This window comes from Aeromonas sp. JL9, from assembly GCF_024436075.1.
Classification (GTDB): domain Bacteria; phylum Pseudomonadota; class Gammaproteobacteria; order Enterobacterales; family Aeromonadaceae; genus Aeromonas; species Aeromonas veronii.
The window spans coordinates 199,934-212,739 of sequence record NZ_JANFNV010000004.1 but is presented as its reverse complement, the minus strand read 5'-3'; the positions used below and the strand labels follow the sequence as shown (position 1 = coordinate 212,739).

Annotated in this window: 14 protein-coding genes; 3 read left to right on the top strand and 11 right to left on the bottom strand. The window is 54.9% G+C overall.

The genetic code is table 11. The features are described from left to right. Window positions 1–86 precede the first annotated feature (86 nt). Genes NOM06_RS05520 through NOM06_RS05510 form a run of 3 tightly spaced genes read right to left on the bottom strand, consistent with a single transcriptional unit; the run spans window position 87 to window position 2,215 of the window. Window positions 87–407 carry a hypothetical protein gene (locus NOM06_RS05520; protein ID WP_023583768.1) on the bottom strand — a complete coding sequence of 107 codons (321 nt, stop codon included), beginning with the start codon at window positions 405–407 and terminating at the stop codon, window positions 87–89. Window positions 408–441: 34 nt separating this feature from the next. Further along, entirely contained in the window at window positions 442–1,977 is a 1,536-nt protein-coding gene (locus NOM06_RS05515) for a replication initiation factor domain-containing protein (protein WP_139495663.1), read from the bottom strand. After that, window positions 1,964–2,215 carry a hypothetical protein gene (locus NOM06_RS05510; protein WP_255910342.1) on the bottom strand — a complete coding sequence of 84 codons (252 nt, stop codon included), beginning with the start codon at window positions 2,213–2,215 and terminating at the stop codon, window positions 1,964–1,966. Before NOM06_RS05510 ends, NOM06_RS05515 begins: the two co-directional genes overlap by 14 nt. A gap of 123 nt (window positions 2,216–2,338) precedes the next feature. Between NOM06_RS05510 and NOM06_RS05505 the strand changes: the two genes are divergently transcribed. The 3 genes from NOM06_RS05505 to fabA all read left to right on the top strand — a co-directional run bounded on the left by NOM06_RS05505 (window position 2,339) and on the right by fabA (window position 5,395). Continuing rightward, the gene (locus NOM06_RS05505) at window positions 2,339–2,731 is read left to right on the top strand and encodes a helix-turn-helix domain-containing protein (RefSeq protein WP_255910340.1); all 393 of its coding nucleotides are present in this window, start codon (window positions 2,339–2,341) and stop codon (window positions 2,729–2,731) included. A 49-nt stretch (window positions 2,732–2,780) separates the two neighbouring features. Next, the gene (locus NOM06_RS05500; protein WP_213388609.1) at window positions 2,781–4,757 is read left to right on the top strand and encodes a Lon protease family protein; all 1,977 of its coding nucleotides are present in this window, start codon (window positions 2,781–2,783) and stop codon (window positions 4,755–4,757) included. Window positions 4,758–4,855: 98 nt separating this feature from the next. Further along, window positions 4,856–5,395 carry a 3-hydroxyacyl-[acyl-carrier-protein] dehydratase FabA gene (gene fabA, locus NOM06_RS05495; RefSeq protein WP_196783564.1) on the top strand — a complete coding sequence of 180 codons (540 nt, stop codon included), beginning with the start codon at window positions 4,856–4,858 and terminating at the stop codon, window positions 5,393–5,395. An 84-nt stretch (window positions 5,396–5,479) separates the two neighbouring features. Here the strand turns inward: fabA and rmf are convergent, their stop codons facing one another. The 8 genes from rmf to pyrD form a co-directional block, all read right to left on the bottom strand. Continuing rightward, window positions 5,480–5,659, bottom strand: coding sequence for a ribosome modulation factor (rmf, locus tag NOM06_RS05490; RefSeq protein WP_005315693.1), 180 nt, complete (start codon window positions 5,657–5,659; stop codon window positions 5,480–5,482). A 158-nt stretch (window positions 5,660–5,817) separates the two neighbouring features. Then, window positions 5,818–7,731, bottom strand: coding sequence for an ABC transporter ATP-binding protein (locus NOM06_RS05485; protein ID WP_255910338.1), 1,914 nt, complete (start codon window positions 7,729–7,731; stop codon window positions 5,818–5,820). A gap of 73 nt (window positions 7,732–7,804) precedes the next feature. Beyond that, window positions 7,805–8,035: a glutaredoxin family protein gene (locus NOM06_RS05480; protein WP_064336064.1), complete on the bottom strand. Its 231-nt coding sequence runs from the start codon at window positions 8,033–8,035 to the stop codon at window positions 7,805–7,807. Then, window positions 8,035–10,230, bottom strand: coding sequence for a bifunctional 23S rRNA (guanine(2069)-N(7))-methyltransferase RlmK/23S rRNA (guanine(2445)-N(2))-methyltransferase RlmL (gene rlmKL / locus NOM06_RS05475; RefSeq protein WP_236355930.1), 2,196 nt, complete (start codon window positions 10,228–10,230; stop codon window positions 8,035–8,037). Before rlmKL ends, NOM06_RS05480 begins: the two co-directional genes overlap by 1 nt. Before the next feature lie 140 nt (window positions 10,231–10,370). Beyond that, complete coding sequence (gene ykgO, locus NOM06_RS05470) at window positions 10,371–10,496, bottom strand: type B 50S ribosomal protein L36 (protein ID WP_005336596.1); 126 nt, start codon at window positions 10,494–10,496, stop codon at window positions 10,371–10,373. Next, window positions 10,497–10,760, bottom strand: coding sequence for a type B 50S ribosomal protein L31 (locus NOM06_RS05465; protein WP_236355931.1), 264 nt, complete (start codon window positions 10,758–10,760; stop codon window positions 10,497–10,499). A 379-nt stretch (window positions 10,761–11,139) separates the two neighbouring features. Continuing rightward, window positions 11,140–11,676 (bottom strand): cell division protein ZapC, encoded by a 537-nt coding sequence (locus NOM06_RS05460; RefSeq protein ID WP_005345444.1) that lies wholly within the window; start codon window positions 11,674–11,676, stop codon window positions 11,140–11,142. Window positions 11,677–11,766: 90 nt separating this feature from the next. After that, window positions 11,767–12,777, bottom strand: coding sequence for a quinone-dependent dihydroorotate dehydrogenase (gene pyrD / locus NOM06_RS05455; RefSeq protein ID WP_005336601.1), 1,011 nt, complete (start codon window positions 12,775–12,777; stop codon window positions 11,767–11,769). Window positions 12,778–12,806 lie beyond the last annotated feature (29 nt).

Below are 12,806 nucleotides of genomic sequence, written 5' to 3'. Positions count from 1 at the left end.
AATGAGCGTTCACATTGGTCCGGAAATGGTGTTCACGTTGAACCGGAATCGGTGTTCATGATCGGCCGGAATATGCAGCGCGGCGGTTATACCGGCTTTTTGTTAGGCTGGAAGCCAACAACCACATTTCGGGTCGGATTCTGGGGATCTGCTTCAAGCACAAGATCAATGGCAACCAGCTTGGGGCAGTCGGCCATTTCTTTGATAGTTGCCGCATCATTACGAAGGGCGAGCTGGCGAACTTCATAACCCCATGAGTGGATATTGCACTCGGGTTTGTTGACGTTATTTGCCGGAGCCAGATATTCCACTTGCGCGAAATCATAAGGGACAGGAGCGCCAGATTTACGGGACACACCATAACCATGAGTAACACGAGTTACCAAAACACCAGTGAGCAGGGACATAATATTTACCTCGTTGAAGAACCTGATTTATAGGTCAAACTAAACAATGCTCACCCGATATAAACTCGGGTGGTAGCGGCATTCTTAACCGCGCCGGAATATCATCTTCCTTAAGATGCGCTGTTAATTGGTGAACAATCGTTGCAGGGGAAAGCCCTTCAACACTTGCTAACCAATTAACAAGGCGGCCCGCCATGCGAGACATATGGAAAACAGCATTGTCCCGACTGGTCTTGAACTTGTTTTTAAAGGTGGTCACACGTACCGGAACAGATTCCGATTGCTTCACTTCATCCAGCCATTTAGCAAACTGGGGATACATCCCCGCGAAATAGGGATCAGGATTAATCAATACATCGAGCGGGATTATCCGGTCTTTATTGTGTAACTCGCCTTCGGCGCGTACCCAATTTGGGTTCTCTTCCGATTGCATTTGTTTGCCCTTCTCATATATACGGGCGCATTTACCATTAATCCGGCTGCCAACATAAAAAGAGCAACCCTTGGTCGGTGCCATGCCAAACCGCTTTACAATGCCCTTGGCAATCTCGGATATAACGAACTCACCGGATTCAATTTTCATCCACGCCGGAGCACGACCCCGCTCGGGATGAAACTCACCCGCCTGAGCGCCATCAATAGCACCCTGATAACTGATCACTTCACCTGTGTAGTCATCGAGCGCCAAATCCACCCGAGTAATACGGACAGAGGGCATGTTAGAGATAACAGAGTGAAGCGCCTGCATATCGAGGGCGGCACAGCCCACACCGGAAAAACTCACCATGCAACCGTGGTTGGCAGCACCCCAACCAATCAGGCCACAGGGGAGGCCATCACACAGCAGGTCGGCCGAGTTGGCGTAACCATGCAGACCGGAGCGGCGAGGGCGCATAGTGAAACGAGGCTCAGGGATAGGCACCCCGATCTTGGTGTTAAGCTCTTCAAGCCACAGCTCAAGCTCAGAGCAGCACAGGGCATCGAGAAATTGCACCCCGTAGCAGTCAATCAAATCGTTGTAGGCTTCCCAATACTTGGCACCCTCGACCACTTCGAACTGGGAGAACTTGAGCAGGGATGCACAAACCGCCTTCAGCTCTTTGCGAATGTCAGCACGGGCCTTGTAATTGGAATGCAACGCCCGCTCCATCATTTCGGTCATGGACAGGGTAACGACAGGGGCAGGGGACTTTGGCACACCCTGAAGGCTCAACCGCTCGGTGGTCTTGTCATAACCGACAGTCGGGGCAGGGGAGACCCCCAGCCGTTCGGCCTTGTCACACAGACGGTCAGTCACCTTGTCAAAGTGGGCGAGGGGAGCGAAACCGACCGGACGCTTCCAAAGGTAACGCAGACCCTCGACAGGAGGCTCAGAAATGGCCGCTTGCAGGGCCTTTACCTTGGTGTCAAAGCGCGGGATAGCCTTCAAGAGCGCACCTTGCTTGGCAAGCTCTTTCATCTGGATCAACTCGACAGGTGCCCAAGTGAAAGACAGATAGTCGATCAGGGTTTTGGTGCCGATAACGCTATTTATCGGCATCATGGCGTTAACGGGGTTATGACCAGTCATCAAAAAAGACTCCCTGATCATAAAAACCCTGCCATGTCTCTTCGGTCACTTCGACCAGCTCGAACACGGTATCGGGGTACGTCATCGACAGATAGACCCGCAGCTCATGCAGATCACGGAACATCTCGACCTGACCAGCCACACAGGCGGAGTAATCGCCGGTTGGCTCTGCCTGCCAATAGACCTTGCGCTCTATGAGAGCAGGCGAATCAAGGTTTTGTTGGCTAAAGTAGGTCATGAGTTAATCACTTGGCTTAGTAGACAAGTGCATTTGATCAATTCGCCAAGCAAATTACAACGGGCCTTTTTAGGGCCAAAATGGTTATGATACGGCCATTGATAAACTGAGGAGTTAAGAAAGATGGACTCAAAAACCTTGATTGAAGCCTACATGAGAGCCAAAAAATACACCCAGTTTCAGGAAGTCGCCGCTGACTTGGGTTTCACGCAATCTCACATCTCAAGATTAACCAAAGGCAAAGCGCAACTCACTGATGCGACTGCAAAAAAGATTGCCGAAGAAATCGGTCTAGACCCTAAAGAAATCATGATAAGCCTTGCCGCCGTAAGAGAGGAAAATCCAGAGCTAAAACAGGCTTGGTATGAAATCTTAGCGAGGTACTCAAAAAGCACAGGCACGGCTGTAGCCCTTGCGGTTGCTATGTTCCTGACCCCCAGCCACGGGCCAGACAACACTGCGCATAATGTATATTATGTTAAATCAGATATCTTGTTTCCTGTCACCACTTATTGAACTGTGTATAATGGCAACAATTGATCCTATCTTCGACCGGATGTCTTAAGTGGCTGAATTAACATCAGAACAATTAAAACCCGCTTTTGCGATTGAACAGTTCCCCAAGCTTAGCGAGCTTGAACCTATCCCCTTTGCAGCGCTGCAACCCAGAGCCATTTCCGGCATCAAGCGTCTTGCCAGTTTTGATGGTGACTGTCCGGTCATGCTGCTTAACGGGTTCCCCGGCGCAGATTACGAAGGCGTTTGCCAAACGTTGATTGCCGAATCCAATGGCAAGGATGGTGACCTGTTTGATCTTTGCTACACCGAAAATCTGAACAACCCCTACAAACCTATCTGGCTGCGCCTGCAACCGGGCACCGGCGTCGAGTTTTGCGAAATGGTTGGCGAGCTGCTCAAGCTGTTGAGCCACCATCTTGATGCCGAACGCATCGTGACCCGCATCATGCGCAAGCAGAACAATGATCCGAAAATCGATGATTTCCTCTCCGATTTGGCGGCTCACGTGGCATTGGGTCTGGAGTTTCAGCACCCAATTCTGATCAACCTGTTGATCCACCACGAAGCGCAGGAAGCGCCGGTGATTTATGGCCGTGATCTCAACTGGGATACCCTGTTTGGCTCCATCAACTACCAGACCGAGCAAGGCTCTGTCTATGCTAACCAGCACCTGCTGGAGCCTGGCTTGCTGCGCGAAGCCAACGGCGGCTACCTCATTTTGCAACTGGATGAGCTGCTGGATCAGCCGCACCTCTGGTTCAAACTGAAAAATGCCATGCAAAAAGGCGAGCTGGACTGGAACGCCTATCAGGAAGGGAAAACCCTGACCCCCTTCTTCGCGCCTGAAGCGACTCCCATCAAGCTTAAGCTGATCCTGGTCGGTGACCGACTCGACGTGGCCGAGTTCCAGATGCTGGATCGCGATATGTCCGAGCGCATTTTCCTGCGCGCGGATCTGGTGTCAGAGGTGAATATTGAAGAGGATCTGCAGGAATTTCTGCAGTACCTGGCCTGGCTGCGCCAGCGCTGGAGCCTGCTGGACTTCACGCCAGCCGCCCTCGCCGCCCTTTGTCGTCATGCCAGCCGCCTCTGTGACCATCAGGAGTGGTTGTCGCTCTCCGAAGTGCAACTCTCCGCCATCATGCGGATGGCTGACAGTCTGGCCCGGGAGCTGGAATCCGATGTGGTCACCGACGAGCATATTCGCGGCGCACTGGAGGAGCAGGATTACCGCCTCAACTATCTGGTTGAGCAGTCCGATCAGGGGGTTATCGACGGCCAGATCCTGCTGCAAACCGATGGCGAAGAGATTGGCCAGATCAACGGCCTGTCTGTCATTCAGGTCTCCGGTCACCCTTATGACTTCGGCGAGCCGGTGCGCCTAACCGCTACCGTACACCTTGGTGATGGCGATGTGGCGGATATCGAGCGCAAAGCGGAGCTGGCCGGTCATATCCACGCCAAGGCGATGATGATTATCCACGGCTATCTCTCCAACAAATTTGGTGCAGAGAACCCCTCCCCCCTGTCGGCCAATCTGGTGTTCGAGCAGTCTTACCACGAAATTGACGGTGACAGCGCCTCCCTGACCGGCTTGTGTGCCCTGCTCTCTGCCCTCGCCCGCCAGCCTATCTATCAGCACTTCGCCGTGACCGGTGCGGTCGATCAGTTTGGCAATGTGCAGGCCGTTGGTGGCGTGAACGAGAAGATTGAAGGCTTCTTCCGGGTGTGCAAAATCCACGGCATCACCGGCAAGCAAGGGATCATTTTGCCGGGCACCAACATCCAGCAGCTGAACCTCTCTGACGAGGTGATTGCAGCGGTTGAAGCGGGCCAGTTCCACATCCACCCGGTGGATCATGTGGAAGAGGCCATCGAGTTGCTCACTGGCTGTGTCGCCGGTGAGCCTGATATGCCCGATACCCTGTTTGGCCGTATTCAGGAGCGGTTGGACGAGTTGAACGGCTCCACTGCCAAAGTCGGACTGCTGCAATCCCTGCTGGGGCGCCTGTTTGGCCGCTGATGAAGTGATCGGAGTTGTTTAGCGAACAACTGTAAGCTAAATTGGCCCGGCTTTGACCCATTTGAAGGAAATACCGCGTGACCGTAGACAATACCACCATGGAAGCCCGCCTTTCCCTGTGCGAACAGGGCAAGAACTCTTTTACCCGTGAAGAGCTGCTGGCTTGCAGCCGTGGCGAACTGTTTGGTGAGGGTAACAGTCAGCTGCCTGCCCCCAACATGTTGATGATGGATCGCATCGTCAAGATCAATGACAACGGCGGAGAACACGGCAAGGGCGAGATCCTGGCTGAGCTCGACATTACTCCGGATCTCTGGTTCTTCGATTGCCACTTCCCGGGGGATCCTGTGATGCCTGGCTGTCTCGGTCTGGACGCCATGTGGCAACTGGTTGGCTTCTTCCTTGGCTGGAAAGGTGGCCCCGGCAAGGGTCGTGCTCTGGGCGTGGGTGAAGTGAAATTCACCGGCCAGATCCTGCCGACTGCCAAGAAAGTGACCTACAAGATCACCTTCAAGCGCGTCATCAACCGCAAGCTGGTGATGGGAATTGCTGATGGTGTGGTCGAAGTTGACGGCCGTCCGATCTACAGCGCCACCGACCTGAAAGTGGGCCTGTTCAAAGATACCACCGCATTCTGATCTCTCTGATTGGTGGTAAAACAGCATTAACGCAAAGGGGCCACAACGGCCCCTTTCCTTTTGTAATGAGTGATGAAGTACCTGCTACTTCATGAAGAGGCCTGAGCCCCGCCCTTCCATGGCGTCACGCCAACCACCAAGCCAATGCCCTCGGGCATCCAGGCATTGATACGGACACGCTTCTTTCTGTTTGCCGACCACGCCAGCCTGATAACCACGAGCACGAGCTCTTTCCAGACGGTCCCGCTTCTGTCTCTTCATCATCTACGACCCTCTTCGTGGAACAAAAAAAGCGACCAATTCTGCATCGGTCGCTTTCATCTTTACTCCTGCGAGCGCACTCGGTCAAACAAAAACTTCCACCCTAACCGGGCTATGTGACACAAGGCACTGAACTGGATTAAGTTTTAATTACAGGGAACTTACTCCTGATTTTTGAGTCCTTCCAGCTCTTCCCAGCGAGTAAATGCCTGCTCCAGCGCTGCTTCAGCGGCATTGAGCGCATCCAGTTTCGGCTGGGTTTTATCTGCCGGCAGCGAGAAGAACCCAGGCTGGTTGATCTCGCTTTGCAGCGCATCCAGCTCGGCTTCCAGCTGCTCAAGACGAGCAGGCAACCCTTCCAGTTCAAGCTGCAGCTTGTAGGAGAGCTTCTTGCTTTTCTTCGGCGCTTCTGGCGCGGCGGCAACGACCGGCTCGGGCGCCTTGACCGGTGCACTCTTAGCCTGTTGCTGGGCATTCTGCTGTTCGCGAGTCGCCATCATGTCGGCGTAACCGCCCACGTAATCGCTGATGCGGCCATCCCCTTCAAACAGCCAGCAGCCGGTCACTGTGTTGTCGATGAAACGACGATCGTGACTCACCAGCAGCAGGGTACCGGGGTAGTCGGAAAGCAGCTCTTCCAGCAGCTCCAACGTTTCCACATCCAGATCGTTTGTCGGTTCATCGAGGATCAGCAGGTTGCTCGGCTTGAGGAACAGCTTGGCCAGCAGCAGCCGGTTCTTCTCGCCACCGGAGAGCGCCTTGACCGGGGTACGGGCCCGCTTGGGCTCGAACAGGAAATCCTGCAGGTAACCGAGGATATGACGGGAGCGGCCACGCACCATCACCTCCTGCTTGCCCTCCCCGACGTTGTCCACAACGGTCTGCTCGGGGTCGAGCTGCTCGCGGTACTGATCGAAGTAGGCCACCTCCAGATTGGTGCCCCCCTTGACGGTGCCACGGGTTGGCTCAAGCTGACCCAGCAGCAGCTTGATCAGGGTCGATTTGCCGCAGCCATTGGGGCCGACCAGCGCAATCTTGTCGCCGCGCAGCACTTGCAGATCGAGCCCCTTGAACAGGGTGCGATCGCCAAAGTCCAGCCCCAGCCCTTCGGTCTCGAACACCAGCTTGCCGGAGCGATTGACCTCGTCCAGTTGCAGCTTGGCCTTGCCCTGAAGCTCGCGGCGCTGGCTGCGCTCCATCCGCATCGCCTCAAGGGCGCGCACTCGACCTTCGTTACGGGTACGGCGCGCCTTGATCCCCTGGCGCACCCACACCTCTTCCTGGGCCAGTTTGCGGTCGAACTCGGCATTTTTCAGCTCTTCGACCCGCAGCCACTCCTCTTTCCCCTGCAGGTACTCGTCGTAGTTGCCCGGCCAGGAGGTGATGGCGCCGCGATCGAGATCGATGATCCGGGTTGCCAGCTTGTGGATGAACTCCCGATCGTGAGAGATAAAGACGATGGCACCGCGAAAATCCTTGAGGAAATCTTCCAGCCAGTTGATGGCTTCGATATCAAGGTGGTTGGTCGGCTCATCGAGCAGCAACAAGTCGGGATCGCAAGCCAGCGCACGGGCCAGCGCCACTTTGCGCAGCCAGCCGCCGGAGAGGCTGTCGAGGGTCACGTCAGGATCCAGCCCCAGCAGGGTCAACACCTGACTGATGCGGGTCTCGAACTGCCAGCCGTTCTGATAGTCGAGCTGCTCTTGCAACTCGCTCATCTTGCGAATGTTGGCATCTGATGGATCATGCGCCAGTTCCGTGGAGATATGGTGGTACTGCTTGAGCAGCTCCCCCACCCCCGCCAGCCCTTCGGCGGCATAGTCAAACACCGTCAGCTCGCTGGAAGCAGGCGGATCCTGCTCAAGGCGGGTCACTTTCAAATCTTGCTGCAGCACCAGACGCCCGTCGTCCAGCGGCAATTCGCTGGCAATGACCTTCATCAGGGTAGACTTGCCCGCCCCGTTGCGGCCAACCAGACAGAGGCGCTCGCCCCGCTCGATGGTCAATTCGGCATTGTCGAGCAGCGGGAAATCACTGAACGACAGACATGCGCCGTGCAATGTTAAAAGAGCCATGTGTGTTCCTTATTTCATATGAAAAAAACGGGCAGCAGACTGGGTCTGCCCCCGTTTTATCGTCAAATCACTCTCACCCCTGACGGGCGGCCCAGCTTTTGAGCTCGGCCAGTGTGAAGGGCCAACCGAGCTCGCGGCCTGCTTCGTCACGCAGCACCGGAATGCGCACCCGATAGGCGGCAAGCCACTGCTCATCATCCATGATGTCGCACTGGCGGGTGGCGGTGGCAAGACCAGCCTCCTCCACCAGCGCCCAGGCCTGCTCGCACAGGTGGCAACCGTCGGTATGAAACAGGGTCAGCATCACGCCTCGCCTTGCTCCGGCGCATGGGTGATGATCCAGCAGTTGTGGATGTGCTGGTTGCGCTCGAAATCCTTCGGTCGCGTCTTCTGGGTGATGTTCTGGGCCTTGAGACCAGTGGCCTCGAGACCGGCCAGATCCATCTTGAAGTGACGCTTGTTGTTGGAGAAGACCAGAGTGCCGTCCGCCGCCAGCAGGCGCTTCAGGTGCTGCATCAGCAGCAGGTGATCGCGCTGTACGTCGAAGCTCTCATCCATCCGCTTGGAGTTGGAGAAGGTGGGCGGATCGATAAAGATGAGGTCGTACTGCTCATCGGCTTCAGACAACCACTTCAGGCAATCTGCCTGGACAAACTTGTGCTGACGGCCCACCAGCGAGTTGAGACGCATGTTGTCCTGCGCCCAGTTCAGGTAGGTGTGGGACATGTCCACCGTGGTGGTCTCGCTGGCACCGCCAAGACCTGCGTGCACGGTGGCACTGCCGGTATAGGCAAACAGGTTCAGGAAGCGCTTGCCCTTGGCCATCTGGCCCAACATGCGGCGAGTCTGACGATGGTCGAGGAACAGGCCGGTATCCAGATAGTCGTAGAGGTTGACCCACAGCCGGGCGCCGTACTCTTGCACTTCCATCCGGTGCTGCTCTTCAGAGAGCTTCTGATACTGCTGTTTCCCTTCCTGACGCTCGCGCACCTTCAGGATCACCTTCTCGCCATCCATGCCGGTCACCTTGATGGCGGCCTGAACCATGTCGAGCAGACGCTGACGGGTCTTCTGGGCGGGGATGTCCTTGGGCGCGGCATACTCCTGCACCACCAGATAGTCCTGATAGCGGTCGATGGCGGCGTTGTATTCCGGCAAGTCGGCATCGTAGATGCGATAGCAATCGATGCCCTCTTTGTTGGCCCATTTCTCGAGGGTTTTCAGATTCTTGCGCAGACGGTTGGCAAAGTCCTGCGCGACCTCTTTTTGGGAAGCCACGGAGTCCAGTGCGATTTGATAATTGCGCAGCTGACACTCGAGGGCGCCGTTGAACAGGCGATATTGCTTGTCGGCGCGCAGGCGCAGACAGCTAAGCAGCTCGGGCGATGCAGAAAGAATGGAGACTTTCCAACCCTGGAAGCTGCGACGCAGAGCATCGCCCAGCGCCTGATGCACTTCCAGCAGGGCCGGGAACTCGCCAAGACGCTCGCCATAAGGCGGGTTGGAGATCAGCATACCGACCTGGCGGGCCTCCCCTTGACCTGCTTCCCCTTCAACAGGGGCAGGCATCGGCAGCGGGTTTTCCAGCTTGGTGACATCGGCCTGCTTGAAGGTAATAAGGTGAGCCACACCTGCCGCTTTGGCGTTATCACGGGCTTTGAGCAACACACGCTGGTCGGCATCACAACCAAACAGTTTTACTTCGCAACGCTGCATGCCGCGTTTGGCACGTACTTGCGCTTCCATCATCAGGCTTTGCCACAGCTCGCTATCGTGCTGCAGCCAGCGATCGAAACCGAAGCGCTCGCGGCGCAGCGCCGGTGCCATGTCGGCGGCAATAAAGGCCGCTTCAATCAGCAAGGTACCGGAACCGCACATCGGGTCCATCATGGGCTCACCGGCCCAGCCGCTACGGGCAATCATGGCGCAGGCCAGGTTCTCTTTGAGCGGAGCTTCACCTGTGCCCTGACGATAGAAACGCTGGTGCAGCGCCGGGCCTGACAAGTCCAGCGTGATATTGGCCTTGCCTTTGCCCAGGTGCGCCATGATGCGAATGTCCGGCGACTTCTTGTCCACGTCCGGACGCACGTGACCGCGCTTGGTGAAGCGGTCGACGATGGCATCCTTGATTTTCAGCGCGCCATATTGGGTATTGCGAATGGCAGGGTTGGTACCGGTAAAGTCCACCGCGATGGTAGAGGTACCGGAGAAGTGCTCTTCCCAGGGGATGGTGTGGGCGCCCAGATAGAGATCCAGATCATCGTTCATCTGGAATTCGGAGAGCACCAGCACGATACGGGAGGCAAAACGGCTCCACAGGCAGGCCTTGTAGCCAATCGCCAGTTCGCCTTGGAAGTGGACGCCAGCCACGGTCTCACGGACCTGTTCTGCGCCCAGGGTGGTCAGCTCATCGGCCAACAGGTTTTCCAGCCCCTTGGGGCAGGTTGCAAAAAATTCTTTCATCACGCTCACGGGGAACCCATAAAAATAGTGCCGCATTATACCTCATCAGGCGGGCTGGAGCATGCAAAAGTCGGCGCAAACAGCAGGATGGAAACAGATTGATAGGGGGCGATAAAGGTAAAAGACCCCATGATCACCTGATGGCGAGATCATGAGGCCAAACATCATTTAACGGATCACTTCATGCGAGCCTTGAAACGGGGATTGCTTTTGCAAATCACGAACAATTTGCCGCGGCGGCGTACCAACTGACAATCGGGATGACGTGCCCGTGCGGATTTGAGTGAACAGACGACCTGCATTCAGGACTCCTTCTTGCTTGAAAATGCGCCAAAGCGCTTGTTGAAACGGGCCACACTCCCCTCACTCGATACCTGCTTCTGCTTGCCGGTATAGAACGAGTGCGACTGGCTGGAAACATCGAGCGACACATAGGGATACTCCTTCCCGTCTTGCCACGTGTAGCGGCGATCGCTCTTGATGGTTGAACCGACCAGGTAAAAGGCATCTGCCGCCGTGTCATGGAACAGCACCAAACGATAATCCGGATGAATATGAGGCTTCATGGCAACTCCATTTTGTTATGTTATAACAAAATGTAAGTGAGAATAGCTCTCGTTTCAAGCATAAAATGTCGTATCAAGAAAATCGCAGCAGTGAGTGATGTATTGATAGCGAGGTGGAGGCACTACGCAAGCAGAGCGAAACAGAGGGAAGTACCATGCTTGCAGCACGAAAGACCAAGATACTGCGTGGGTCAAAACACAAGGTGCAAGTGGATGTAACAAGTCTCAAGAGAGGCTGAGCCACAACCATGAAGATCAATGAGAATGGGCAAGATGTTCGCGGATCAATGAAGTATCAGAAACGAGGCGCTATTGAGGTGACAACAGTAAAAATAGGCTGCGGTGTAATCACAGAGATAAAACGATTGATGAAAATATATCAACTAACCTGACGATATTGCTCGGTCACGGTAATACGCGGTTTCATCCGGTTATTCATCACCTTGATCACCCCGAAACGCGGCAGGGTTTTGCTGGTAGTCAATACCAGATCGGCAGTGAGGTTCAAACAGACGCTGGCCTGATCCCCTGCCTCAATGACCATAAATTCGCCGTTGCCATGGGGTGTATTCATCAGGACCAGATCACCATTTTGCGGGATCACTTGCGGATGTTGTTCACTAAAAAACCAACTTTGCGGCATCAGGGGTTTATAAAAACGACTGACCGCGATGGCATTAAGCACCAACTGAACCTGATGAGGAATACTCCACTCAAGTTCGGCTGCTTTATCCATCAACTGATAATAGAGGGCGGCATCATCGACACAAAAAGGCTGGGTCGCAAACGAGCTGGGCACCAATTGCCGCCCTTTATACTCGGTCGCAAATAACATGTTATCAGACAGGTCCAACATCAGACGGTCACTCTGGGCATCATAGTGCCATTGCCAGCTATCGGTCGGTTGGATAAACATGTTGGAGCCCTTACTTGATATTTACCAGTTGACTTTATTCCATATGCAGAAAATCAGCAACGTCAAATAAAGGGCTCCGCCATCTATTTCTTAAATATTGGTCACAATCTCTTTGACCAACCCCGGCCCTTTATAAATAAAGCCGCTATAAATTTGTACCAGACTGGCACCGGCGGCCAATTTTTCACGGGCGGCCATGGCACTATCAATACCACCCACCCCGATAATTGGCAGAGCACCATTGAGCGCCTTGGCCAGATGACGGATCACCTCGGTACTCTTGTGCTGCAGCGGACGACCACTCAGGCCACCCGCTTCACCGGCGTGGGGCATGTCATAAATCATCTCGCGCTCGAGGGTGGTATTGGTGGCGATAACCCCATCAATACCATTACGCACCAGCGACGCGGCCACCTGATCTATTTCTTCAAGGCTTAAATCCGGGGCAATTTTAACCGCCAGCGGCACATACTTTTTATATTGGGCGGCCAGCTCTTGCTGACGCACCTTGAGGGCTGCCAGCAATTCATCCAGCGCCTCGCCATATTGCAGCGAACGCAACCCCGGGGTGTTGGGGGAAGAGATATTGACGGCAATATAACCGGCATGATCATAAACCTTGTCCATGCAGATCAGGTAATCATCCTTGCCCTGTTCGATGGGAGTGTCTTTGTTCTTGCCGATATTAATGCCGATGACCCCCTGATATTTGGCCTCTTTCACCTTGGCCACCAGATGATCCACACCCTTGTTGTTGAATCCCATCCGGTTGATGATCCCCTCTGCCGGAATAACCCGGAACAGGCGCGGCTTGTCATTGCCGCTTTGGGGTCTGGGGGTAACGGTACCGACTTCGATAAAACCAAATCCCATGGCGCCCAGCGCGTCAATGCACTCACCATCTTTATCCAGACCGGCCGCCAATCCCACCGGATTGGCAAAAGAAAGCCCCATGACAGTGACGGGGCGTTTCGGCAAATTCTGGCGGAAGAAACAATCGAGTGGCGTACCGAGAAGGCGGGGCAAATATTTCATGGAGAGATCGTGAGCCTGTTCCGGATTGAGTTTGAACAGGAAATGCCTGGCGATGGGGTACAACATCTTTGCTCCTTAAAGAAAGCCCCGGCAAC